At 65.1% G+C, this 24,542-nt stretch carries 25 protein-coding genes; 2 read left to right on the forward strand and 23 right to left on the reverse strand.

The annotated features are described in order from the left end of the window. The 10 genes from WS66_RS25475 to rfbB all read right to left on the reverse strand — a co-directional run bounded on the left by WS66_RS25475 (position 1) and on the right by rfbB (position 11,450). Positions 1 to 1,923, reverse strand: a complete 1,923-nt coding sequence (locus WS66_RS25475; protein WP_236872956.1) for a glycosyltransferase family 2 protein — start codon at positions 1,921 to 1,923, stop codon at positions 1 to 3. 40 nt (positions 1,924 to 1,963) lie between these two features. Further along, positions 1,964 to 3,328, reverse strand: coding sequence for a glycosyltransferase family 4 protein (locus WS66_RS25480; protein WP_059608146.1), 1,365 nt, complete (start codon positions 3,326 to 3,328; stop codon positions 1,964 to 1,966). 35 nt (positions 3,329 to 3,363) lie between these two features. Then, entirely contained in the window at positions 3,364 to 4,662 is a 1,299-nt protein-coding gene (locus WS66_RS25485) for a glycosyltransferase (RefSeq protein WP_059608145.1), read from the reverse strand. Further along, complete coding sequence (locus WS66_RS25490) at positions 4,649 to 5,794, reverse strand: DegT/DnrJ/EryC1/StrS family aminotransferase (RefSeq protein ID WP_059608144.1); 1,146 nt, start codon at positions 5,792 to 5,794, stop codon at positions 4,649 to 4,651. Before WS66_RS25490 ends, WS66_RS25485 begins: the two co-directional genes overlap by 14 nt. Positions 5,795 to 5,871: 77 nt before the next feature. Continuing rightward, positions 5,872 to 7,185: an ABC transporter ATP-binding protein gene (locus WS66_RS25495; RefSeq protein WP_059608143.1), complete on the reverse strand. Its 1,314-nt coding sequence runs from the start codon at positions 7,183 to 7,185 to the stop codon at positions 5,872 to 5,874. Continuing rightward, a complete protein-coding gene (locus WS66_RS25500; protein ID WP_059608142.1) occupies positions 7,175 to 7,981 on the reverse strand; it encodes an ABC transporter permease in 807 nt (268 codons plus the stop codon). The genes WS66_RS25495 and WS66_RS25500 overlap by 11 nt, the downstream gene beginning before the upstream one ends. 76 nt (positions 7,982 to 8,057) lie before the next feature. Beyond that, complete coding sequence (rfbD, locus tag WS66_RS25505; protein WP_059608141.1) at positions 8,058 to 8,954, reverse strand: dTDP-4-dehydrorhamnose reductase; 897 nt, start codon at positions 8,952 to 8,954, stop codon at positions 8,058 to 8,060. Next, on the reverse strand, positions 8,951 to 9,499 hold the full coding sequence (gene rfbC, locus WS66_RS25510; RefSeq protein WP_059608140.1) for a dTDP-4-dehydrorhamnose 3,5-epimerase: 549 nt from the start codon (positions 9,497 to 9,499) through the stop codon (positions 8,951 to 8,953). Before rfbC ends, rfbD begins: the two co-directional genes overlap by 4 nt. Beyond that, on the reverse strand, positions 9,484 to 10,377 hold the full coding sequence (rfbA, locus tag WS66_RS25515; RefSeq protein WP_059608139.1) for a glucose-1-phosphate thymidylyltransferase RfbA: 894 nt from the start codon (positions 10,375 to 10,377) through the stop codon (positions 9,484 to 9,486). Before rfbA ends, rfbC begins: the two co-directional genes overlap by 16 nt. 11 nt (positions 10,378 to 10,388) lie before the next feature. Beyond that, entirely contained in the window at positions 10,389 to 11,450 is a 1,062-nt protein-coding gene (rfbB, locus tag WS66_RS25520) for a dTDP-glucose 4,6-dehydratase (protein ID WP_059608138.1), read from the reverse strand. A 341-nt stretch (positions 11,451 to 11,791) separates the two neighbouring features. Here rfbB and WS66_RS25525 point away from each other — a divergent pair, with 341 nt between their 5' ends. After that, positions 11,792 to 12,631 carry a symmetrical bis(5'-nucleosyl)-tetraphosphatase gene (locus WS66_RS25525; RefSeq protein WP_059608137.1) on the forward strand — a complete coding sequence of 280 codons (840 nt, stop codon included), beginning with the start codon at positions 11,792 to 11,794 and terminating at the stop codon, positions 12,629 to 12,631. A gap of 33 nt (positions 12,632 to 12,664) precedes the next feature. On the opposite strand, the gene WS66_RS25530 is transcribed toward WS66_RS25525, so the two are convergent. The 8 genes from WS66_RS25530 to WS66_RS25565 all read right to left on the reverse strand — a co-directional run bounded on the left by WS66_RS25530 (position 12,665) and on the right by WS66_RS25565 (position 19,284). Further along, a complete protein-coding gene (locus WS66_RS25530) occupies positions 12,665 to 13,522 on the reverse strand; it encodes a lysophospholipid acyltransferase family protein (protein WP_059608136.1) in 858 nt (285 codons plus the stop codon). Between the two features lie 19 nt (positions 13,523 to 13,541). Next, on the reverse strand, positions 13,542 to 14,828 hold the full coding sequence (locus tag WS66_RS25535) for a dihydroorotase (RefSeq protein WP_059608135.1): 1,287 nt from the start codon (positions 14,826 to 14,828) through the stop codon (positions 13,542 to 13,544). A gap of 61 nt (positions 14,829 to 14,889) precedes the next feature. Then, positions 14,890 to 15,921 carry an aspartate carbamoyltransferase catalytic subunit gene (locus WS66_RS25540; protein ID WP_059608134.1) on the reverse strand — a complete coding sequence of 344 codons (1,032 nt, stop codon included), beginning with the start codon at positions 15,919 to 15,921 and terminating at the stop codon, positions 14,890 to 14,892. A gap of 74 nt (positions 15,922 to 15,995) precedes the next feature. Beyond that, entirely contained in the window at positions 15,996 to 16,511 is a 516-nt protein-coding gene (gene pyrR / locus WS66_RS25545; RefSeq protein WP_059608133.1) for a bifunctional pyr operon transcriptional regulator/uracil phosphoribosyltransferase PyrR, read from the reverse strand. After that, a complete protein-coding gene (gene ruvX / locus WS66_RS25550) occupies positions 16,498 to 16,947 on the reverse strand; it encodes a Holliday junction resolvase RuvX (protein WP_059530402.1) in 450 nt (149 codons plus the stop codon). The genes pyrR and ruvX overlap by 14 nt, the downstream gene beginning before the upstream one ends. Next, a complete protein-coding gene (locus WS66_RS25555) occupies positions 16,944 to 17,522 on the reverse strand; it encodes a YqgE/AlgH family protein (RefSeq protein ID WP_006751106.1) in 579 nt (192 codons plus the stop codon). The genes ruvX and WS66_RS25555 overlap by 4 nt, the downstream gene beginning before the upstream one ends. Before the next feature lie 182 nt (positions 17,523 to 17,704). After that, a complete protein-coding gene (locus tag WS66_RS25560; RefSeq protein WP_059608132.1) occupies positions 17,705 to 19,009 on the reverse strand; it encodes a hypothetical protein in 1,305 nt (434 codons plus the stop codon). 104 nt (positions 19,010 to 19,113) lie between these two features. Continuing rightward, complete coding sequence (locus WS66_RS25565) at positions 19,114 to 19,284, reverse strand: rubredoxin (RefSeq protein WP_004186709.1); 171 nt, start codon at positions 19,282 to 19,284, stop codon at positions 19,114 to 19,116. A gap of 254 nt (positions 19,285 to 19,538) precedes the next feature. Between WS66_RS25565 and WS66_RS25570 the strand changes: the two genes are divergently transcribed. After that, positions 19,539 to 20,405 (forward strand): hydroxymethylpyrimidine/phosphomethylpyrimidine kinase, encoded by an 867-nt coding sequence (locus WS66_RS25570; protein WP_059608131.1) that lies wholly within the window; start codon positions 19,539 to 19,541, stop codon positions 20,403 to 20,405. 170 nt (positions 20,406 to 20,575) lie between these two features. On the opposite strand, the gene groL is transcribed toward WS66_RS25570, so the two are convergent. The 5 genes from groL to WS66_RS25595 form a co-directional block, all read right to left on the reverse strand. After that, complete coding sequence (groL, locus tag WS66_RS25575; RefSeq protein WP_059608130.1) at positions 20,576 to 22,216, reverse strand: chaperonin GroEL; 1,641 nt, start codon at positions 22,214 to 22,216, stop codon at positions 20,576 to 20,578. A gap of 46 nt (positions 22,217 to 22,262) precedes the next feature. Continuing rightward, positions 22,263 to 22,556: a co-chaperone GroES gene (locus WS66_RS25580; RefSeq protein WP_011544732.1), complete on the reverse strand. Its 294-nt coding sequence runs from the start codon at positions 22,554 to 22,556 to the stop codon at positions 22,263 to 22,265. 373 nt (positions 22,557 to 22,929) lie between these two features. Next, positions 22,930 to 23,439, reverse strand: a complete 510-nt coding sequence (locus WS66_RS25585; RefSeq protein ID WP_059608129.1) for an SRPBCC family protein — start codon at positions 23,437 to 23,439, stop codon at positions 22,930 to 22,932. Between the two features lie 41 nt (positions 23,440 to 23,480). Next, positions 23,481 to 24,113 (reverse strand): LolA family protein, encoded by a 633-nt coding sequence (locus WS66_RS25590; RefSeq protein WP_059608128.1) that lies wholly within the window; start codon positions 24,111 to 24,113, stop codon positions 23,481 to 23,483. Next, positions 24,110 to 24,523: a hypothetical protein gene (locus tag WS66_RS25595; RefSeq protein ID WP_059608127.1), complete on the reverse strand. Its 414-nt coding sequence runs from the start codon at positions 24,521 to 24,523 to the stop codon at positions 24,110 to 24,112. The genes WS66_RS25590 and WS66_RS25595 overlap by 4 nt, the downstream gene beginning before the upstream one ends. Positions 24,524 to 24,542: the final 19 nt, after the last annotated feature.

Consider the following 24,542-nt stretch of genomic DNA (forward strand, 5'->3'; position numbering starts at 1 on the left):
TCAGGCCTGTCGCGCTACACCTGCCCCGGCCACCATCACGCCGGGCTCCACATACCCGAGCAGGCCCGCATAGGTTTCGGCGCTCGTCCACACGATGCGGTCGAAGTACGAATTGAATTCCCGCAGAAAATTGAGCACCGCTGGCGGCGCGTCCGCGGCAACGAACATCTCGCATCGCCGTCCCTGCCGCCACACCTCCTTCAACTGTTCGATCGACGGCATCGACTTCGCGTCGCTCGAAAAACGCGTGACCGGCCCGGTTCGTTCGCGCCCGTCGCACAGCCATCTGCCGGCAAACTGCCGTCGGACAATATTGGTCTTCCTGAACTGGCCAACACTGTCCGAAGACGTGACGGACCGCGTATGGATCCGGTGCCGATAGAGCGGCTCGTGCAGATACCGGAAGCTGCCGAACTCCGCGATCTTCAGCGCCAGTTCCCAGTCCTGGATGCCGGAATAGGCGTCGACCGACCCACCGGACTGCAGATACGCGCTGCGCCGAATCACCTTTAGATGCGATGCGACCATGCCGTCGAGCAGGTCGTCCTTGATGCTCGCGTCGGTCCTGAACGCAATGGTCGGATAGCCGCCGTAGTCTGCACGCCGGATCTCGTCGCCGCTTTCGTCGATGTCGAACCGGTCGGTGAACAAATAGTCGCACGGCTGCCCCTGCGCCAGTACCTGCGCGACACGGGACAGCGCACCGGGCGCCAGTGCGTCGTCGCAATCGACGAACGCGATGTACTCCCCGGCCGCCTGTTCAACAGCTTCGTTCTGCGTACGCGAAATACCCTTGTTTGCGACGTTGAGGACGATCCGCACGTTCGGGTGACTGCCCTGCAGCGCACGCAGCAGGGCAGTCGTGCGTGCATCAGGAGAACGGTCGTCGACACAGATGATCTCGAATGCGACGTCCTGCTGTTCGATCACGGACAGCAGGCAGCCATCGATGTAGTCGAAGTGGTTGTATGCGGGAATCACGACGCTGATCAGCGGTGCCGCCGACGTTGGCATCTTCGCGATGGCTGCCTGTAGTCGCGCCAGCTTCTGCGCGGACAGATCGGCTGGAGCGACCTGGGACGCGGCGGCACCCGACGCGGTTTCATGCGCATGACCGCGCAACTGCGCGACTTCCTCGACGTACGCCGGATGCTTCCGGTAGAAATTCTCGAACCAGTCGACCGCGGATTCGAAAAACGCCGGTTCGCGCGCGGACACCATCGTGTCGATCTTGGCGGCTGCATGCAGCCAGCTCTTTCCCATTTTCACGTAGGACCGGCGCATGCTTTGCGCATGCTGCCGGTAAATCGCATTGTGCGCATTGAGGTAGGCCATGCGCGCGCCGCGCGCACTCAGGCCGCACCAGAACAACCAGTCCTCCTTCGCGCGCGCGGACGTGTCGAACGGCGTGTCCATCAGCACGGTTCGGCGAAACAGCGCGCAGTGGATCGGAATCGCAAAACCGCGTTCCCACTTGTACAGAAAATCAGACAGACCGAGCGCCGAGTGCGCGATCGCTTCGTCGTTTTTCGAAAAGACCGAACGCGTATCGTCGCACAGCAGGAAGTTGGATACCGATACGTCGAGCGCATTCGCCACCTGGAAATGCGCAACCTGCAGGTCGAGCTTCGGCGGAACGATGAGGTCGTCCGCATCCAGCAATTGCACGAATTCGCCGGTCGCGGCGGCGATACCCGTGTTCCGCGCGCCCGAAAGTCCCGCGTTCTGCTGCGAAATCACCCGTACTGCAGGCGACAGCGCTTGCGCCGCACGCAGATGAATGTCGGTCCTGGGTGCCGTGCTGCCGTCGTCGACGACGATGATCTCCAGCGGCCCGCGATACGCGTCGCGAACCGACGAGATCGACTCGTTCAGATACTGCGCCTGATTGAAACACGGGATTACCACCGATACAAGCGGCAACGACGAATCATGCGAGTCGCCAGCGCCCGACTCTTTCCGGTCAGATCCCATAACCTTCCAACTCCTTGACATGCTCGACGAAGCGCTGCCACGTATGGCGCCTGTCGATCAACTCGACAAGCGCGCGGGCGCGCGTTTCAACTTCCTGCGAATTCGAAATGACTGACTCCATCGCCGCGCGATAATCCGCGACCTCCGGCTTCTCGGACAGCGGATATCCGGTCGAATCCGATATCAGCTCGCCCACGCCGCCGACCGACGGAGCGATGATCGGCACACCCAACGTCCCGATCTCGAGCAGGATGTTCGGCATGCCTTCCCACTTCGACGTGAAGATGAAGCCCGTATATGCGCGTTCGCGCACAAGCTCTTCCGGAGACGTGAACGGCCCCATCAGATGCAGATTGGCGAGATCGGGAAGCTGCTCGCTGACGTTCACGACCGACTGGCCATAGACATAGAAGTCGATGTGCGGGCATGCATGCACGAGCGCCAGCAGCAGGTCGACACGCTTCTCCTTGTCGAGCCGCCCGGCCCACAGAAACGCCGGGCGCTGCCCCGCCAGATCCTGCCCGCGGCTCGAGATGCGCGCGAGCGCGCGCGTCTTCCATCCGTCAGTCGCGATGCGGCTGGGGTTGTACACCGCATGCAGCTTGTCGCCCTGCGGCCCGAGGTTGTATTCGGCGCGCGCATCGGTCACGAAGCGCTGGTTGTCGGACAGCAACGCGGTCAGCGCCGGCAGCCCCGGCTGCAGGAAATAGGCCGCGTAACCGATCTTGCTCTTTCCGTCCTCGGCGAACTGGAACGCAAAAATGCTGGCGAACAGACGCGTTACTTCCTTTAGCCGGTTTCCCTGCGAGATGGCCGCGTTCCACGCGACTTCGCTGTTGATGTTGTGGAACACGGCAGGCCGAATCGCAAGCAACATGTCATACAGGAGCGCCTGCTTCAGCGCGTACGAATCGTCGTGCGTGAAATCGCGCAGGACGACCACATGCACGCCGTCGATCCGCGCGACGCGTTCGTCGACCAGGTCGCGATCGGCGACGACGATCAGGATCTGACGGTCGGGATGGATCTCGCGCAGCGCCTTCGAGAAATTAAGCGCGACGTTCTCTGCGCCCCCCGTTCCGAGGAACGGCACCGCAATGACGTGGCTGACGTTTCGCACCCCGCGCTGCGCGAGGTCGAGCATCAGGTGCTGCAGGCGCGACTCTCGCGCATGGTCGAGCAACTCTTCGCGACGGACCGCCGAGCGCAACGCCTGACGAATCGACTTGCCGTGACGCAACGACGTGATAACCGGCGAAATGGCCTTGCGAACGCGCCACTTCGCCTCCTGGCTCAGCGGCAGGCGATGGTAGACGCGTTGGGCAAAGTACAGAAGATGCTGGTATCGCGACATGGTTAGATAGCTTGATTCATTCGCTGGCGCACGGATTATCGGCTCAGGCGCCGGTACAGATTATCCGCCTTGCCCCAGATGGTGCCCCTGACACGATCGAGTTCCGTCTGCGCGTCAGCCAGGCTGGCGGCGAGCCGCCCTTCCCGCTCGGCTCCGGCACGCAGCTCCGCTTTCGCGTGCTCCAGTTCCTCTGCAACGCGCTCGCGCTCGGTACGCAACTGATCCAGTTCGGCAAGCGCGCGGTCGCGCTCGCCGCGAATCAGCAGTTGAAACGTCGCAGCGCCCTCGGGCGCCAGCGCGTCCACCGCTGGCGCCGGACCATCGTACTCCGCCTTCGACAGGCGCTCGCGAACGGCAGCAAATACCTGCGGTGACCAGCCGGATGCGAGTCTCGTCACGAACGCGCTCAGTTCGCCATTGAAGAACAGATGCGGCGGAATCCTGAACGTGTCCTCGTGACGGTCGTACACGCGCAGCATTTCGATCAGCTCCAGAAACCGCCGCCAATTGCCGTCGATCTCGAAGAAGCGTCCGATGAACGACTCCATGCTCTTGCGGAGCAAGTCGAAGCGCTCGATCCGAACGAGGTAGGGATGCACGACACGGCCGGAGATGTCCGCATACTCCCACATCAGCGCATCGCGATTGCGATGCGTAACGTTGCCACCGTGCGCACGGTAAAGAAGGAGCGCGTCCTTCATCACATGAAACCGGGCGCCGCCGGCGAGCGAACGCAGCCAGAAATCCCAGTCCGGCGAGTAAGTCAGGTCTTCCCGGAAAAAACCGATCCGGTCGTGCGTGGACTTCCTGACCAGCACCGTCGAATGGCACAGGTGGTTCTCCCACACCCAGCTGTCGGGCTTGTTCAGGTCGAGGTCCTGATTGAACCACGGCGCATAAAAGCAGTTGTCGGCGGCGACAGGCTGGCTCGACGCATCGATCTCCGCCATGAAACTGCCGCAAATCTCGACATCCGGGTGGGCGTCCATGAATGCGACTTGCACCGCAAGCTTCTCGGGCACGAACACGTCGTCGGAATCCAGGCTCGCGATGAACTCGCCTGACGCAAGCCGCAGTGCCATGTTGTACGCGGCGCATGCACCCTGGTTGCGCTCCTGGCGCACCGCGCGAATCCGAGGGTCGTCGAACTGCTGGATGACATCCCAGGAATCGTCGGTCGAACAGTCGTCGACAATGATCAGCTCCCACGACGCGTACGTCTGGGACAGCACCGACTGAATCGTCTCCCCGATGAATCTGCCGTAGTTGTAAGACGTCGTGAGAACGCTGACACGCGGCCGCGAATCCCCGGTCGAATAATTATTGTTTGCCATTGCAGATGTATTGAATGATGTCGACGATGCGATTCGCGCCGTCTTCCCCGAGCTCGCCGTACAGCGGCAACGCCAGCACTTCGCGGGACACACGCGTCGCAACCGGCAGGCGGCCCGGATCAGCGCTCGGCAGCGCGCGGTAGCAATTGTGCTCGCTGCAAAGCGGGTAGAAATAGCGCCGCGAAAACACATTGAATTGCTTCAACGTATCGTACAACTGGTCGCGCGACACGCCGCATGCCTGCGGGTTCACACGCACGATGAAATACTGCATGCTGTGGCCGACGTTCGGCGGCAGCCGAAAGCACTTGATGCCGGGAACCTCGTCCAGGCGACTCAGGTACACCTGTGCAACACGCTGCCGCGCGGCATGCTCGGCATCGTAATGGGCGAGATTGACGAGGCCCAGTGCCGCCTGCACTTCGTTCATCTTGCCGTTAGTGCCCGGCATAATGACTTCGGTCTCGTTCAGAATTCCGAAATTCTTCAGCAGATCGACGCGCCGCTTCATCGCTTCGTCCGCCATCGCTAACCCGCCGCCCTCGGCCGAGTGAAACAGCTTAGTCGCATGGAAGCTGTACATCGTCGCGTCGCCGAATTCGGCGACCGGCTTGCCGTCGATTTCTGTGCCGAACGCGTGCGCACCGTCGTAGAGTACCTTGACGCCGTACTGCTCGCGAATGCGCTCGAACGCCTGCACGTCGCACGGCATCCCGTAGACGTGCACGCCGAGCACGCCCGTCGTTCGCGGCGTGATCAGCGCTTCCGCCACCGCCGGATCGATGGTCAGCGTTTCCTCGTCGATGTCGCAGAACACCGGCGTCACGTTGTTCCAGTGCAGCACATGCGGCGTCGCGGGAAACGTGAACGGCGTCGTGATGACTTCACCGGCGAGCCGCAGTGCCTGACAGGCGACGAGTAGCGCGCTCGTCCCGTTGTTGAACAGCGAGAAGTGCCGGGCGCCGAGCCGCTTCGCGAGTGCCGCCTCCAGCGCGATGTGCTTCGCGCCGCCGTTCGTCAGCCACGCGCTGTCCCAGATGTCTTCCAGCTGCGACGTGAACTCGCCGAGCGGCGGCAACATCGGCCTCGTCACATAGATCGGATTGGCGAAACCATCCGGCTTTTGTCTCATAGGGCGCTCCTGATTGATTCCTCGTGCAGATCCGCACACCTGTCCCGGCGCCGGATCCACTGCCGGCCGACGCCGCGTCAGGCCACCATCTTCGACAACAGCCGCGTCTGGACCTTGTTGTCGAAATGCACGGCGCCGTACAGCGGCAGGTAGGTGCCGCGCGAGACGTTGAACTGCACGGCGATCGGCACATGATCGCACGTGTCGACCTGGCCGATGCTCAGGTCCGTCGGTACCGACGTTGCCGCGCTGATGCTGTAGTCGCCGCCGCGCAGCGACACCTTGAACGTCCAGTCGACCACGTGGACTTCGCCCGCGCGCACGTCGTACAAATGCGCGTGCTCGAGACCGGTGTCCGAATAAGCGATATCGAAACCGTTCTTGTCGCGCAGGTGATAGCCGAACGCGAGCAGCGGCAGATCTTCCTCGACGCTCACGACCATTCTCAGCGTCACGGTGTCGCCGTAGGTGACCTGGCGCGTCGCGCGCCCCTGTTCGTTCAGCAACTGAACGTTGACGAAACTCGCGCGGCCGTTGCGGATCCGCTGGAACGCCGCCTGCTTCTGGAACTCGTCCGCACCGTCGTTGAGGTCGGCATCGAGCTCGGCAATCTGCGCCGCCGGCGCATCGGCGTCCTCGATCACGTGCTGCTTCTTGCGGACGTAGGACGAGTAATACGATTCGATCACATGGTCTGTCGAGCCGACGGCCAGCATGTTGCCGTGATCGAGCAGGATCGCGCGGTTACACAGCGCCTTCACCGAGCCCGGATCGTGGCTGACGAACAGCAGTGTCGTGCCGCGATCCATGAGCTTCTTCATCACCGCCATGCACTTCGCCTGGAACAGCGCGTCGCCGACAGACAGTGCTTCATCGACGATCAGGATGTCCGGGTTGACGTGAATCGCGACCGAGAACGCCAAGCGCACGTACATGCCCGAAGAATAGGTCTTCAACGGCTGGTTGACGAAATCGCCGATCTCGGAGAAATCGACGATAGCCGGATATTTCTCTTCCAGCTCTTCCTCGCTCATCCCGAGAATCTGGCCGTACAGCATCACGTTCTCGCGGCCGGTGAATTCGGGGTTGAAGCCCGACCCAAGCTCGAGCAGCGCGGCGACCTTACCGTTCGTTTCGACGTTGCCGGCACTCGGTGCGAGTGTCCCCGAGATCACCTGGAGCAGCGTCGACTTTCCGGAACCGTTGTGACCGACGATCCCCACCGTCTCGCCACGTGCGATGTCGAACGAAATGTCGCGCAGCGCCCAGAATTCCCGGTAGTACTGCTTGCGGGCGCCGAACAGCATCTGCAACAGGCGCGCGCGCGGGCTATCGTAAATATGAAAGACCTTGCTCAAATCCTTCACGCTGACTGCGAGATCAGAGGACATCTGCGAATCCTTTCCTCGTGCGATTAAACCATTGGTAGCCCAGCGCCGCGACGGCGACACTGATGACCATCATCAACAACACACCGGTCCAGCTCGGCACGGTTCCAAAGATCACAACATTGCGGCTTTGCTCGATGACGAACGCGAGCGGATTCATCCCGACGATACGCTGGTAATTGGCCGGCAACGAGCTCACCGGATAGAACACCGGTGTCAGGAACATCAGCACCGTGGTCACGAGCCCGATCGACTGGCCGATGTCCTGAATGAACACGCCCAGCGACGCCAGGAACCAGCAGACGCCGAGGGTGAACAGGACGAACGGCAACACGATCAGCGGGAAATAAAGGATCGTCGCGTGCACGGGAAAGCCCAGCACGACCATCGCGAGCACCAGCACGCAGAAGCTGATCGCGGCGTGGAACAACGCGACGAGCAACGCGACGACCGGCAGCACCTCGAGCGGAAACACGACCTTCTTCACGTAGTTCGCGTTACTGATGATAAGCGACGGGGCACGGTTCACGGCTTCCGAGAACACCTGGAACATGATCATCCCGACAAACAGCACGACGGCGAATTCGGTCTTCGAATCGGATCCGGTATTCCAGCGCGCCTTGAAGATCACGCTGAACACGAACGTGTAGACGGTCAACAGCAGCAGCGGGTTGAAGAACGACCACAGCAGGCCGAGTACCGAGCCGCGGTAACGGCCGACCACCTCGCGGCGCGCCATTTGGAGGATCAGGCGGCGATGCCGCCAGATGGGAAGTGATGGTTGAATGAGTTCCCGCATGACAATCTCTAGCTAGGCCATGCCGCACGTACGACGCGGCATTAATTGTGATGTGCGCCGCCCGGACGGGGCGGCATCAGGCATCGATCAGTTCCGCGAGGACGAGCGCAAGCCCGTCCGACCACTGCGGTCGATGCAATCCGAAACGCTCGTCGAACCGCGTGTTGTCGAGCACTGAAAAGGCCGGACGCGCGGTCTTCGCCGGATACTCGGCCGCGGGGATCGGCCGCACCTCCCGGATCGACAGGTCGATCTGCGGGCACAGGCGTCTGGCGCCGGCGAAAATGGCTTCGGCAAACGCGTGCCAGGTCGTCGAGCCTTGCGCGGTCATGTGATATACGCCGCTCGAGAACGAGCCCGCCAAGCGCTCGGCAAGCGCTTTCGCCGCCGCGTGCGCTGTCAGCTCGGCAATCATGCGCGCGCTCGTCGGCGCGCCGAACTGGTCACTGACGACGGACAGCATCTCGCGACTCGCACCCAGCCGGAGCATCGTGCGCAGGAAATTCTGCCCGCGCGACGCGTACACCCACGACGTGCGGAACACGAGCCAGTCGCCGCCGGCTTCGGCGATCGCCTGCTCACCCGCCAGCTTGCTCGCGCCGTAGACGTTCAGCGGGTACACGTCGTCGCTTTCGACATACGGCGTCCGCTTGCTTCCGTCGAACACATAGTCGGTCGAGAAATGGATCAGCAATGCGCCGCGCTTGCGGGCGGCCTGCGCGAGCGAGGCCACCGCGTCGCGGTTGATCGCGAACGCGACATCGGGCTCGTCCTCAGCGCGATCCACCGCCGTATAGGCAGCCGCATTGACCACGAGATCGGGGGCTAGCGCGTCGATATACGCCCCGACGGCAGTTGCATCGCCGAGATCGACGGCGTCACGCGTCGCGGCGACCACCTCGCCCAGCGGCTGCAGCGCGCGGACGAGTTCCCACCCGACCTGCCCGTTCGCCCCCGTCACGAGAATCTTCATGCGTAGGTCTCCAGATCCGCCAGAACGGTGCCGGCGAGATCCTTCGATGCGACCACCGGATCGCCGTCGAGCGGCCAGCCGATGCCGACCTGAGCATCGTTCCACAGCAGCACGCGCTCGAATTCGGGATACCAGAAATCGGTCGTCTTGTACTGAAACGTCGCAGTCTCGGACATCACGAGGAAGCCGTGCGCAAATCCGGCCGGCACCCACATCTGCAGGTGGTTTTCCGCGGACAGTACGCTGCCGACCCATTTGCCGAATGTCGGGGACGAACGGCGCAGATCGACGGCGACGTCGAACACTTCGCCCTCGACGACTCGGACCAGCTTACCCTGCGCATGGCTGATCTGGTAGTGCATCCCGCGCAGCACAGACTTGCCGGAGCGCGACTCGTTGTCCTGAACGAACTCGACATCCGCAACCTGCTCACGAAATTCCCGCTGATTGAAGCTCTCGAAGAAGTACCCGCGAGCGTCGCCGAAGACCCTGGGTTCGATCAGCTTGACGTCTGGAATTGCGGTGGGAGTTACCGTGATTGCCATATAATCTTGTCCGTCAGTAGGTTCTTCAGATATTGCCCATACCCGTTTTTGGCGAGCGGCGCGGCGAGTTCCAGCAGGCGCTCGGCATCGATCCAGCCCAGTCGGTATGCAATTTCCTCCGGACACGCGACCACGAGGCCCTGGCGCTTCTGCAGGGTCGCGATGAAAGCCGCGGCCTCCATCAGCGAATCGTGCGTGCCGGTATCGAGCCACGCATAGCCGCGCCCCATGATCTCCACCCGCAGCTTGCCCGCCGCGAGATAACGGGAATTGACGTCGGTGATTTCGAGTTCGCCGCGCGCCGACGGCTTGATGTCCGCAGCAATGTCGCACACATCGTTGTCGTAAAAATAGAGGCCGGTCACGGCGTAGCGGGAGCGCGGCTGGAGGGGCTTCTCCTCGATCGACAGCGCACGCATCTGGTCGTCGAATTCGACGATGCCGTAGCGCTCCGGATCCTGCACATGATAGGCAAACACGGTCGCGCTTTCGGTGCGCGCGCTGGCCGCGTGCAACTGCTTGGCGAGATCGTTGCCGTGGAAGATGTTGTCGCCGAGCACGAGCGCGCTCGGATCGTTGCCGATGAAGTCCCGCCCGATGATGAACGCCTGCGCGAGCCCGTCCGGAGACGGTTGGACCGCGTACTGCAGGTTCATCCCCCACTTCGAGCCATCGCCCAGCAACGCCTGGAAGCGCGGCGTATCCGCAGGCGTGGAAATGATCAGTACGTCGCGAATGCCCGCGAGCATCAGCGTCGAAAGCGGGTAGTAAATCATCGGCTTGTCGTACACCGGGAGCAGCTGCTTCGACACCGAGTAGGTAATCGGATACAGCCGCGTGCCCGAACCGCCGGCGAGGATGATGCCTTTACGTGCCATCGCGTTTCTCCTCAGGTGCGTTTCGCGTAGTTGGTCTCGACCCACTTGCGGTACTCACCCGACGCAACTTCGTTGGCCCACACCTGGTTGTCGAGATACCAGTCGACGGTCTTCGCGAGGCCAGTCTCGAACGTTTCCGCAGGCTTCCAGCCGAGCTCGCGCTCGAGCTTGCGGGCATCGATCGCATAGCGGCGATCATGGCCCGGGCGGTCCGTCACATAGGTGATCTGGTCGCGATACGAACCGGCGGCCTTCGGGCGCGCCTTGTCGAGCAAATCACACAGCGTGTGCACTACCTCGAGATTCTTCTTTTCGTTCCAACCGCCGACGTTGTACGTCTCGCCCGGCACGCCGCGCGTCAGCACTTCACGGATTGCGCTGCAGTGGTCACCAACATACAGCCAGTCACGCACGTTCTGGCCGTCACCGTACACGGGCAGCGGCTTGCCGGCGAGCGCATTCGCGATCATCAGCGGGATCAGCTTCTCGGGGAACTGATACGGGCCGTAGTTGTTCGAACAGTTCGTCGTCAGCGTCGGCAGGCCATACGTATGATGGTACGCACGCACCAGGTGATCCGAGCCAGCCTTCGTTGCGGAATACGGGCTGTTCGGTGCGTACGGCGTGGTCTCCGAGAATTGCGGATCGGTCGCGGACAGCGAGCCGAACACCTCGTCGGTCGACACGTGCAGAAAGCGGAATGCAGCCTTGTCGGCATCGTTCAGCGCGTTCCAGTATTGACGAGCCGCTTCCAGCAGCGTGAAGGTGCCGACGACGTTGGTCTGCACGAAGTCGGCCGGGCCGTGGATCGAACGGTCGACGTGGCTTTCGGCGGCGAAGTGAAGCACCGCGCGCGGCTTGTGCTCGGCGAACAGCGCATCGAGCGCGGTACGATCGCAGATATCGACGCGCGCGAACACGTGCTTCGGATTGCCGTCCAGCGATTGCAGCGTACGGAGGTTGCCCGCGTAGGTCAGCTTGTCGACATTGAGCACCGATTCGTCGGAACCGCGCAGCCAGTCGAGTACAAAGTTGGCACCGATAAACCCTGCGCCGCCCGTGACCAAAATCATGAGACTCCCTCTGTAGTAATGCGCGGCGAGCGCCCCCGGGCGGTCGCCGCGTCAAAATTCGAAGCACTTGGCGATAGTCGCCATAGCGGACCGGAATTTTAACCGGTCGGCATGACCGCCAAAGTCATGAAATGCTAATTTTGTTCGGGGAAACGACAATTATAGGGAGCCACGCGGCGCAAAAGCCATGCCGCTAACAACTTGATACAGCGCTCCGCACCCTTGTCGAGAATGGAATTTCCTGTTACATCAATCACATTTCGGAGAACGACGCTCGCGAAATTTCAGTGAAATTCCGAGTGTTTTTCCTTTATGCGCGAAACCTGCAGGATCCGCCTCTCATGACCCGCCCCCCCATCGCCATCGGCGACATCCAAGGCTGTCATTCAGCTTTCCGGTCGCTGATCGAAAAGCTTTCAGCCCCCGCCGACACCCCACTCTGGATCGCCGGCGACATCGTCAACCGCGGCCCTGACTCTCTCGCCGCGCTGCGTGCGATGGTCGACCTCGGCCCTCGCGCGACCGTCGTTCTCGGCAACCACGACCTCCACCTGCTCGCCGTCTCGGCCGGCATCCGCACGGAACGTCCGGGCGACACGATTGGCGAGATTGTCGACGCCCCCGACGCCGATGCACTGCTCGACTGGGTACGCCACCGCCCGTTCGCGCACTTCGAACACGGGATGCTGCTCGTCCACGCAGGCGTGTTGCCGCAATGGGACACCACGCTCGCACTGGAACTCGCGGACGAGCTGCAACGCGCGCTGCGCGCCCCCGATTGGCGCGACACACTTCAAGGCCTGTACGGCAACGAGCCAAATCAATGGAGCCCGAACCTGAAAAAACGCGACCGGATGCGCGTCGCGTTCAACGCGTTCACGCGCCTGCGCTTCTGCACGCCGGACGGCACGATGGAGTTCAAGGCGAACGGCGGCCCCGACAGCGCGCCGCCCGGCTATGTGCCGTGGTTCGACGCACCGGAGCGCCGCACCGAAAACGTGACCGTCGTATTCGGGCACTGGGCCGCGCTCGGCCTGATGCTGCGCGACAATATCGTCGCGCTCGATTCCGGATGCGTGTGGGGAAATCGGTTGTCGGCCGTACGACTGACGGCCGACCCGGCGCAACGCACGGTCACGCAGGTGCAGTGCGAAGCATGCCGTGCGCTGGGCGGCGAATAGCCTGCCCGCGTCGCACCGGGGCGCAATGAAGCCTTACCCCTCGCGCCCCGCCACCGGCTCTTCGGTCGCCGCATCGCCCGTCGCCCCGGCACCGACTTCGGTTACCGGATACGCATGCTTCTCGAGCTCCGCAAGCGCGTCGGGCGACGGCTTGCCGACCTTCGCCTGCATCGCTTCGAGTGCAGCGGCGATCGCGTCACGCGCGGCAGCAGAGGTCGCGCGACGGTCGCCACCCGGCGCAATGGGCTCGCACACGTACAGATGCGCGACCAGCGGGCCGCCGCGCAACACCATGTCGAGCGACTTGCCGAGCGACAGTTCGCCCGTATAGGCCGGCGTGACCGACTGCCGCCCCTGTGCATCCTCGTACATGAGGCAGATCGGCTGCACCGCGCAGCCTGCCGACACCGCCGCCTGGAACAGGTTCGCGTGAAACGGCAGCAGCCCCTGCCCGTCCGACGTCGTGCCTTCCGGAAACACGCACATCACGCCGCCGTTGCGCAGCCGCTCCGCCATCTCGTGCATGACGCGCATCGCCTCGGTACGCTTCTCGCGCTGCAGGAACACGGTGTCGAGCTTCTCGGCCAGCCAGCCGACCACCGGCCACTGCCGCACCTCGGCCTTCGACACGAACGGCGTCGGCCGCCACGCATTGACGGTGTAGATGTCGAGCCACGACACGTGGTTGCCGACGACGAGCGCGCCCGCGTCGAGGCGCGCGCCGTCGTTGTGGACGACGAGCCGCATCCCGCAGATCCGCAACAGCTTGAGCGACCAGCGGCGCGTGAGCTCGAGGCGCCGCGGGGCGCTCACGTGCGAAAAGCGCAGCGCGACGGTCGCCATGCCGCGCAGCAGGTGAACGACGAGACGCAGCTTGCGAAGTGCGATCATGGCGAAGATCCGGCGTGGTTCAGTGGCGCTCGAACGCGACCTGCCCGGCCACGAGCGTCGCACGCACGCAAGCCGGCAGTTCGTAGCCGAGGAACGGCGAATTGTGACCCTGGCTCTTCAGCGCGCGCGGCTCGACACGCCAGTGCGCGCGCGGATCGAACACGCACAGATCGGCCGCGCCGCCTTCGGCAAGACGCCCGGCCGGCAGCTGCAGCACGTCGGCCGGCGCCGCGGTGATGCGGCGCAGCGCCTGCGCGAGCGGTGTCCTGGTTTCGTCGGCCCACTTCACCGTCAGCGACAGCAACAGTTCGAGCCCCGTCGCACCGGGCGTCGCTTCGGCGAAGGGCAGCAGCTTCTCGTCGTCGTCGACCGGCGTGTGATCGGAGCAGATCGCATCGATCGTGCCGTCGGCGAGCGCCGCGCGGATCGCTTCGCGATCGCGCTCGCCGCGCAGCGGCGGATCGAGCCGGAACTGCGAATCGAAATAGCCGATGTCGACGTCGATCAGGTGCAGGTGATTCACGCCGACGTCGCAGGTCACGGGCAGCCCCTCGGCCTTCGCCTCGCGCACGAGCGCGAGGCCCGCCGCCGACGACAGCCGCGCGAGGTGCACGCGCGCGCCCGTCACGCGCATCAGTTCGAAGATCGTGTGCAGCGCGATCGTCTCGGCCGCGACCGGCACGCCGGACAGCCCGAGCCGCGACGCGAGCGCGCCGCTCGCCGCGACACCGCCTCGGCCGATGAACGCGTCGAGCGGACGCAGCCACGTCGTGTAACCGTAGGTGCTCGCGTACTGCAGCGCACGCAGCAACACCTGCGTGTCGCGCACCGGCACGTTCGCGTGCGTGAAACCGACGCAGCCCGACTCGGTCAGCGCGACCATCTCGGTGATCACTTCGCCCTTGAGGCCGACGGTGAGCGCGCCGAGCGGATGGACGTTCGCCTGGTGGAGGTTGCGGGCGCGGAACTTGAGCATCTCGACGAGGCCCGGCTCGTCGAGCACGGGGTCGGTGTCCGGCGGGCACACGAGGGTCGTGACGCCGCCGGCGACGGCCGCGGCCATCTCGGACGCGAGCGTCGCCTTGTGCTCGTAGCCGGGCTCGCGCAGCCGCGCGCACAGGTCGACGAGACCGGGGGCGACGATCAGGCCGGACGCGTCGATCGTCTTGCCCGCGTTGAAACCGGCCGGCGCCGCACCGGCCGCCGCGATCGCGGCGATCTTGCCGTCCGCGACGAATACGTCGGCCTGCCGTTCGGTGCCGGCGACCGGGTCGATCAGCGTGCCGCCTTGGATATGAATCTTCATGCGCTGTCTGTGAATGCGTTGAATGCGTTGAATGCCTGGATAAGGATGCGCGTAGGCGGGCTCAGTCGCTGTTGCCGGCAACGATGCCCATCACCGCCATCCGCACGGCGATGCCGAACGTGACCTGGTTGAGGATCACCGACTGCGGACCGTCGGCGACCTGCGAGTCGATCTCGACGCCGCGGTTCATCGGGCCCGGGTGCATCACGATCGCGTCGGGCGCGGCGAGCGCGAGGCGCTCGGGCGTCAGGCCCCAGGTCTTGAAGTATTCCTGCGCGGACGGCAGCAGCGCGCCGCTCATCCGCTCGTTCTGCAGGCGCAGCATGATGATCACGTCGACGCCCTTCAGCCCTTCGTCGAGGTTGTGGAACACCTTCACGCCCATCTGTTCGAGGCCGCCCGGCAGCAGCGTGCGCGGGCCGATCGCGCGCACTTCCGGCACGCCGAGCGTGGTGAGCGCGTGAATATCGGAGCGCGCGACGCGCGAATGCAGGATGTCGCCGACGATCGCCACGCGCAGCTTCGTGAAGTCGCGCTTGTAGTGACGGATCGTGTACATGTCGAGCAGGCCCTGCGTCGGGTGCGCATGACGGCCGTCGCCGGCGTTGATCACGTGCACGTGCGGTGCGCAGTGCTCGGCGATCAGATACGGCGCGCCGCTCGACGCGTGGCGCACGACGAACAGGTCGGCATGCATCGCCGAGAGGTTGTTGATCGTGTCGAGCAGCGACTCGCCCTTGCTCGTCGACGACGCATTGATGTTCAGGTTCAGCACGTCGGCCGACAGGCGCGTCGCGGCGATCTCGAAGGTCGTGCGCGTGCGCGTCGAGTTCTCGAAGAACAGGTTGAACACCGACTTGCCGCGCAGGAGCGGCACCTTCTTCACCTCGCGGTCCGTCACGCTGACGAACTGCTCGGCCGTATCGAGAATGTGGTTGACGATCGAGCGCGGCAGCCCCTCGATCGACAGCAGGTGTTTCAGCTCGCCGTTTTTCGTGAGCTGCGGGTTGCCCTTCAGGAAACCGTAGCGGAACCGCTCGGGGCTCGCGGTCGCAGCGGGATTGCCGGTGCGGCCAGTGGTGTCGGTAGTCATGGTGTGCGTGATTCCAACTATGCAAACGGGCCGCGGTACGAACCGGCGGCCCGGGATACGGTTTCGCGGTTCGGTCAGGCGCCGTGCGCCTCGATGCGCAGCGTCAGCTGCGCGGCTTCGTCGCGCGCGAGCACGAGCGTCGCATCGGCCGGCACGTCGAGCGTGCCGCCCGCGAAGCGCGCGGCGACCGGCAGCTCGCGGCCGCCGCGATCGGCGAGCACCGCGAGCTCGACCGCGGCCGGACGGCCGTAGTCGAACAGTTCGTTGAGCGCGGCGCGCACGGTGCGTCCGGTGGACAGCACGTCGTCGACGAGCACGATGCGCGCGCCGTCGACGTCGAACGGCAGCGACGTCGGGCTGGCCTGGCTGTGCAGCCCCTTCTTCGCGTAGTCGTCGCGATGCAGCGCGACGTTCACGACGCCGAACGCCGGCGCGCCGAGATCGCGCGCGAGGCGCTCGGCGAGCCACGCGCCGCCGCTGTAAATGCCGGCGAGCCGCGGGCCGCCCGGCTCGGCGAAGGCCGTGCCGTATGCGTCGCGGATCTGGTCGAGCAGGACGCGGTAGAGCGCGTCGGCGTCAATGGTGCTCATGGTCGGACAATTGATCGAGATACTGTTGAAGGATCACGCGCGCGGCCTCGGCGTCGAGCATCTCGGCACGTGCGCGCCCGCGCACGTTGCGCTCGCGCAGCCCGGCCTCGGCCTCGACCGACGAATAGCGTTCGTCGACCCACGTGACGGGCAGCCCGAAGCGGCCGTTCAGCTGGTTGCCGAAGCGCTTCGCCTGCTGCGTCATCTCGTGCGGCGTGCCGTCCGGATGCATCGGCAGGCCGACGACGAGCGCGTCGGGCCGCCATTCGGCCAGCAGTTCGCCGACCGCCTTGAAGCGGTGCTCGCGGTTCAGGTTGGGAATCACGACGAGGGCACGGGCCGAGCGCGTCAGCGCATTGCCGATCGCGACGCCGATTCGCTTTTCGCCGTAGTCGAACGCCAGGAGCGTCGCATCGCGCGCGCTCGCGCCACTCATGCGTGCCCTGCTTCGCCGGACAGCATCGACGAGCTGACGCCGAGCAGGCCCAGTGCGGCTTCGAAGCGTTCCTCGGCCGGCGTGTCGAACACGATGCGGGGATCGGCGGCCACGGTCAGCCAGCCGTTGCGGGAAATTTCTTCCTCGAGCTGACCGGCGCCCCAGCCTGCATGGCCGAGCGTCAGCAGGAAGCGTTTCGGGCCGGTGCCCGTCGCGACCGCCTCGAGCACATCCTTCGACGTCGTCATCTCGAGCCCGCCCTCGACCGACATGGACGAGTTGTAGTTCGCGCCCTCGACCGGCTCGTGCAGCACGAAGCCGCGCTCGGTCTGGACCGGGCCGCCGAAGTACACGGGGATGTGCAGCAGCGGCTCGATGTCGAGCTTCAGGTCGATGCGGTTGAACAGCGATTCGAGGTCGATGTCGGTGGGACGATTGATGACGAGGCCGAGCGCGCCGCGCTCGCTGTGATCGCAAAGATAGACCACCGTTCCCGAAAACGTCGGATCCGCCATGTTCGGCATGGCGATCAGGAACTGGTTGGTGAGATTGATGCGATCGGAAGGCTTTGACATGGTTTGAATTTTAGCAAAGACGCCGCGACCTGACCGGGCCGCGATCAACAAGCAACGCCGCGCGACGCTGGCAACGACGCGCGCGGATCACACGGCACTCTAACACGCGCGCGGGCGCTGTCGGCAGCGTGTTGCCGGCCCGCGCGACAAGGGCTGCCGCTGCGGTCGCGCCCCGTTGTGCGTCAGGTCCGGCCGAGCGCCGCGCCGAGCGCCCCGGACGCCGCAGTCAGGTCCGGCGGCGCCACCCCCGCGGCGATCTTCAGCAGCGCGGCGCGCAGCATGTCGGACGCGCGGGCGTGTGCATCGAGCCCGCCGTCGGCGAGCGGCATGCCGTGCGCGGCGCGGCGCCACGCGAGCCCGAGCGTGTCGGCCAGCAGCGCCGCATGACCGAGCCCGAGCGCGCACGCGGCCGTACCGACCCGGTAGGCGGCCGCGGATGCGCGCCATGCGGCCCCCGCATCGGCCGCGGCCGGATCGACGGCCAGATCGGCCATCGACGCGTCGGCCGTCTGCAGGAAATCCTCATACGCATGCGCGTTGACGGTCACGACGCCGAGCGCACGGGTCGGAGCGACGGCAACCGCGTCGTGCTCGGCCCGCGCGGCGTCGGCCTCCCACAGCGCCTCGGACGCGGGCGTGCCGGCGACATGCCAGTCCACGGTCAGCCCATAGTCGTGCAGCACGTCGACGAGCGCGACGTCTTCCGCGGCTGCGCCGAACAGCGCGAAATCGCGCCACAACAGCGCGACCGTCTCGCGCACGAGCTCGGGCGGCGCGCTGCGCCGCCGGCCCTGCGCCTGCTCGCCGAGCAGCAGGTTCGTCCGCGCGAGAAAGCGCTTCAGTTCGGGCGCGCCGGTTGCGCGCAGCGCACGCTGGCACGCTGCCGCGAGCCGCCAGAAATCGTACGGGCCATCGTCGGCCAGCGCAGCCTGCATCGCATCGAGTTCGTCGAGCGCGGCGTCGGGCGCGCCGTGCCGCGCACGCAGCACGCCGAGCAGCGCCTGCTCGTAGCGGGCGCGTACCCGGGTCGCGATCTCCTCGGGCAGTACGCGCAGCGTGGCCTGCGGCACCGCGCGACCGACGAGCGCGAGCGCGTCGAGCGGCGTGCTCGCACGCAGGTCGGCGGCGCTTTGCGCACGCAATGCACGGAAATGATCGAAGAGAACGGACGAACAGGCGAGTTCGCGCAGGTTGTGGCGGCCGACGGCCGCGCGGAAGTCGCGCAGCGCGGCCCGCCAGCCGGCCGAAGTCGGCTCGGCGGCGACGAGCGGCACGGCGGCCGACAGTTGCCCGGCGAAACGGGCGGCCGGCAGCCAGCCGGCCTCCGCCAGCACGGCGGCGGCGGCTGACAGCGGCGCGGCCGCGTCGTCCCGGTGCTCGAATGCGTCGGCGGCTGCCGCGAGCCACGCGTCGGCGGCGCGCACGGCCCCGCCACGCGGGTTGGGCAGTGCGTCAGGGTGAGAAACGTTGGCCGGATCGGACGTCATGGACACGCGCGCCTGTCATCGTCAAGTCGCTCGCGCCGGCCGCGGCGCAAGAGCGCCGGGCAACCGCGAGGCCGAAGCGGGGTGTCCGTGGGCCAAGGGTCCGGTCAGATCTGGACCATCTCGAAGTCTTCCTTGCGAGCGCCGCATTCGGGGCACGTCCAGTTGATCGGGACGTCTTCCCAGCGCGTGCCCGGGGCGATGCCCTCTTCGGGCAGCCCGGCTTCTTCGTCATAAATCCAGCCACAAATCAGGCACATCCAGCTCTTGTATTCCATCTTAAGCCGCGTCGGGAAAAGTCGGTAAATTCGGGAGCCATGATGGTACCGTGTCGGGGCCGGACTGCCTAGCAATCGCGCTGGAGTACGACGACTACGTTGCGCCGCGCTAAAAATTCCGTCGTGCGGGCCGGATTCCGCCGCATAATGACTGAAAAGTGCGGCCTGCCGGGCAACACGGGGCCGAAACGCCCACTTCGCCTCGCCGTCCGCAGTTCTGTCGCTTCCCCGTTTTTTTCTTGCCCCATTTCTACATGTCCAGCAACGCCCCTCCGATCGTCCTCACCTTCGGCCTGTCCGATCCCACCGGCGGTTCCGGCCTCCAAGCCGATCTGATGACCCTGGCGAGCATGGGCTGTCACGGCGTGTCCGTCCTGACGGGCTACACCGTGCGCGACTCCGCCGCCTGCGACGAAGTGACCGGCCTCGATCCCGATGTCGTCGCCGCCCAGGCGCGCATGCTGCTCGAGGACATGCCGGTTGCCGCGTTCAAGATCGGCGCGGCGACGCGCGCGGAAGTCGTGAGCGCGATCGCGGAAGTGGTCGCCGACTACGACGGCGTGCCGCTCGTGCTCGCACCGGACTTCACGCTCGACGACGAGCACGTGCTCGCCGCCGACGATCTGCGCGAATCGATCGCCGACCTGCTCGCACCGCAGACGACACTGCTGGTCGCCGACCACGCGACGCTGATCGCGCTCGCACAGCCGGACGGCGATGCCGAGGCGCCGAATCTCGACGCGGCCGTGTCGCACCTGCTGTCGCAGGGCTGCGAGTACATCCTGTCGTCGGAGACGGGTTCGCACCGGCTCGTCAACACGCTGTACGGTGAGGAAGGCCAGCTTCGCGAAGACATGTGGGATCGCTCGCCGCACCGGCTGATGGGCATCACCGACACGCTCGGCGCGGCGATCGCGGCACTGCTCGCGAACGGCCAGGAGCCGCCCGAAGCGGTGCGCGAGGCGCAGGAATACCTGTACCAGGCCGTCCGCGACGCGTTCCGGCCCGGCATGGGCGCGTACCTGCCCGACCGGTTCTTCTGGGCGCGCAGCAACGATGAGGAAGGCGGGCGTCCGGTGACGGACAGCAGCAAAACCTCGCCGCGAATTGCCCGGCATTGACGCCGCGCGGGCGGCCCTGCGCCGCCGTTGCGCGCCGCCTGCTCTCGCTTAGGAGCCGCATGTCAGCCCCTTTCGCGTGCGCATAAAAAAAGACCCGCATCGCTGCGGGTCTTTTCTTTTGGCTGGAACGCGCATCGCTGCGCGTTCCGGACACCATCGACCGAAGTCGATTACATGTCCATGCCCATGCCGCCCATGCCGCCCGGCATGCCGCCCGGCATCGGTGCATCTTCCTTCGGCAGTTCTGCGACAGCTGCGTCCGTCGTCAGCAGCAGGCCTGCGACCGAAGCTGCGTTCTGCAGTGCGGTGCGCGTGACCTTGGTCGGGTCGACGACACCGGCTTCGACCATGTCGACGTACTCGCCCGTCGCTGCGTTGTAGCCGTAGTTGCCCTTGCCTGCTGCAACTGCTGCGACCACGACGCTCGCTTCTTCGCCGCCGTTCGTGACGATCTGGCGCAGCGGCTCTTCCATTGCGCGCAGCACGATCTTGATGCCTGCGTTCTGATCGGCGTTCGCGCCGGCCACGCCTGCGATCGCGGTACGTGCACGGATCAGCGCAACGCCGCCGCCCGGGACGATGCCTTCTTCAACGGCAGCGCGGGTTGCGTGCAGCGCGTCTTCGACGCGTGCCTTCTTTTCCTTCATTTCGACTTCGGTCGCAGCGCCGACCTTGATCACTGCCACGCCGCCGGCCAGCTTGGCCACGCGCTCTTGCAGCTTTTCACGGTCGTAGTCCGACGTCGCTTCTTCGATTTGCGTGCGGATCTGCTTGACGCGCGCTTCGATGTTCACGGCTTCGCCTGCGCCGTCGATGATCGTCGTGTTTTCCTTGCCCACTTCGATGCGCTTCGCCTGGCCCAGTTCAGCCAGCGTTGCCTTCTCGAGCGTCAGGCCGGTTTCTTCCGCGACGACCTGACCGCCGGTCAGGATCGCGATGTCTTCCAGCATCGCCTTGCGACGATCGCCGAAGCCCGGCGCCTTGACCGCAACGGTCTTCAGGATGCCGCGGATGTTGTTGACGACCAGCGTTGCGAGCGCTTCGCCTTCGACGTCTTCGGCGATGATCAGCAGCGGACGGCCTGCCTTCGCGACTTGTTCGAGCACCGGCAGCAGATCGCGGATGTTCGACACCTTCTTGTCGTGCAGCAGCACGAACGGGTTTTCGAGGACGGCGACTTGCTTGTCCGGATTGTTGATGAAGTACGGCGACAGGTAGCCGCGGTCGAATTGCATGCCTTCGACGACGTCGAGTTCGTCGGCCAGCGACTTGCCGTCTTCGACGGTGATCACGCCTTCCTTGCCGACCTTGTCCATCGCTTCAGCGATGCGATCGCCGATCGACGAGTCGCTGTTCGCCGAGATCGAGCCGACCTGTGCGATTTCCTTGTTCGTCGTGCACGGCTTGCTGATCTTCTTCAGCTCTTCGACAGCCGCTGCGACTGCCTTGTCGATGCCGCGCTTCAGGTCCATCGGGTTCATGCCCGATGCGACGTACTTCATGCCTTCGCGAACGATCGATTGCGCGAGGACGGTTGCCGTCGTCGTGCCGTCGCCTGCGTTGTCGCTGGTCTTGGAAGCGACTTCCTTGACCATTTGCGCACCCATGTTCTGGAGCTTGTCCTTCAGCTCGATTTCCTTCGCGACCGACACACCGTCCTTGGTGACCGTCGGGCCGCCGAAGCTGCGCTCGAGCACGACGTTGCGGCCCTTCGGACCCAGCGTGACCTTGACTGCGTTGGCGAGAATGTTCACGCCTTCGACCATCTTCGAACGGGCGGAATCGCCGAATACGACGTCTTTAGCTGCCATCTTCTAACTCCTTGAATTCTTGGGAATATGTACCGTCAGTGGACGCTTACTTCGCGTTGACCACGGCCATGATGTCTTCTTCGCGCATGACCAGCAGTTCCTGGCCGTCGACCTTGACGGTCTGGCCTGCGTACTTGCCGAACAGGACGCGATCGCCGACCTTCACGTCGAGCGCGATCGGAGCGCCCTTGTCGTCACGCTTGCCCGGGCCGACCGCGAGGATCTCGCCTTGATCCGGCTTTTCAGCAGCGGCTTCGGGGATGACGATGCCCGAGGCGGTCTTGGTTTCTTGATCCAGACGCTTGACGATCACGCGATCGTGCAAAGGACGAAGGTTCATATTCACTCCTCTCTTGACTGAGATTGAAGAACGCTTGGGGAATCTGCCCGGCAAATCGCCCGGCAGAGAATTGTTAGCACTCTCGTGCAGCGAGTGCTAATTATATGGACGGGTTTTGACAAATTCAAGAAGGGGAGCCGGAGGTTTTTTCGTGCGAGGCGGAACGACGGAAAAACGGGGGTGAATCACAAAAATTCAGTTAAAACAATTACATAAGCATCAATCTCGCACACCGGGAGCGGATGGGATACGGGAAATCCCGACCCTCGCCCCAATTTGACACGGGGCGAGCACCGAGTTCCCGCGGTCGTCCGGCATCGCGTGAAAAGGCTGCTCGGACCCGACAGGGGCCCAAACGGCGGCCATGGGATCGTCACATGTCCGGACAGCCCGCCACTGGCTGGAACGTCCGGCCGTCGGTCACGACCGTCGCGCCGAGCAGTCGCGCGAGGCCTTTCGCGCCTTCGCGCATCACGACGTCGTGATTCCAGGCGAACAGCGGGCGCGCGATCGGCTCCAGCCAGTTCATCCAGCGCTCGCGCGTGCGGATGTGCCAGTCGTAGCGCACGACGGTGCGCGCACCGTCGCCGGCGAACGACCAGCGGCCGTCGCCTTCGATCGCGCCGCTCGCGCGGCCCTCGAGCACATGCGGCCGCTCGACGCGCAGCACACGCATGTCGAAGGTCAGCCGGTACGGCAACGCGCCTTTCCACGTGTATCGCTGCAGCGCGCCGACGCCGCGCGCGTCGCCGCGCTCGATCTCGGCGGTCTGCACGGCACTCTTCCACCAGTCGGGCCAGCGATCGACCTGGTAGATCGCGTCCCAGACAGCCGCGAGGGGCGCGTCCACGCGCCACGTCGTCGAAAACCGGTATTCCGCCATGCTGCCTCCGGCGCGAATCAGAATCGGGATCAAGCGCGCGATCAGGGCGCGAAAAAGCGGGCGGGAAACGCGACGTCGATCTCGACGTCGTCGAGCGTCACCGTTTCGAGCGGCGCGCCGTCGTCATCCGCGAAGCTGACGACCTTCAGCGGAAAGCCGTCCTCGGCGTCCAGCCACAACAGATAGCGATGCACGCCGTCAACCACGTGTGCGGGCGCGCCCGTCACCGATACGCGCAGCGTGGTACGGCCGCCGATGGTTTCCTTGCCTTCCGTCACGGTCGCACCGCCCTGCTGCAGCGCGTGTACGTTACGCAGCAGCACGCCGACATCCGACCGGTCGACGCGATGGCCGCTGCGGTCGCGCAGGAGCGGATTGGACGGCGACAGCGTCAGCGCGGGCAGCGCATGCTCGCCGAACGGGCGCAGCCGCACCTTGCCCGCGTCGGGGTCGTACGCGAGCACCGCGCCGTGATGCGGCGACACGAAGTCCATCCGGACGAAACCGGGTTTCCGGTAGGCATAGTGGAATTCGGCGTGCTCGCCGCTTCGCGCGGACGAGCGGATCGTCGCGCGGTACGAATGGACCTGGTCGAAATGCGACTGCGCGATGGTAACGGGATCGGCTGTCATGCTCGCTCCTATCAGGCTCGCGGCCAGCAATGCGGCGATCACGGCGCCGCCTCGACGTCGAGCACGCCTTCCATTCCGCGCTCGCGATGGCTGCGCAGGAACAGCAGCCGATGCGTGCAATAGTAGGCGAAGCGGCCGGGCGCCGTCGGCGTGAAGCGCAACGTGCGCGGCGTCGTGCCCAGTTCGGTGTGCACCGCGATCCCGGCCTGCGGCGCATCGATCTCGAAACTGTGCGGCACGACGCCCGGTTCGGCCGATACCGTGAGTTCGACCGGCACGTGCGCGCGGACGATCACGTGGTTCGGGCGAAAGAAATAGCTGCCGCCGACGATCGCCACCCGCTGCACGCCGTCGGCGTCGACCGGCACGCGCACCGGCGCATCGCCGTCCGCCCGCGCGAGCCCGGCGCCCGCCACGAGCGCCACCGCCGCCATCACCGCCTTCGTGTTCATGTTGGCTCCCTGCCGACGT

Source organism: Burkholderia sp. LA-2-3-30-S1-D2, from assembly GCF_001523915.2.
Classification (GTDB): domain Bacteria; phylum Pseudomonadota; class Gammaproteobacteria; order Burkholderiales; family Burkholderiaceae; genus Burkholderia; species Burkholderia diffusa.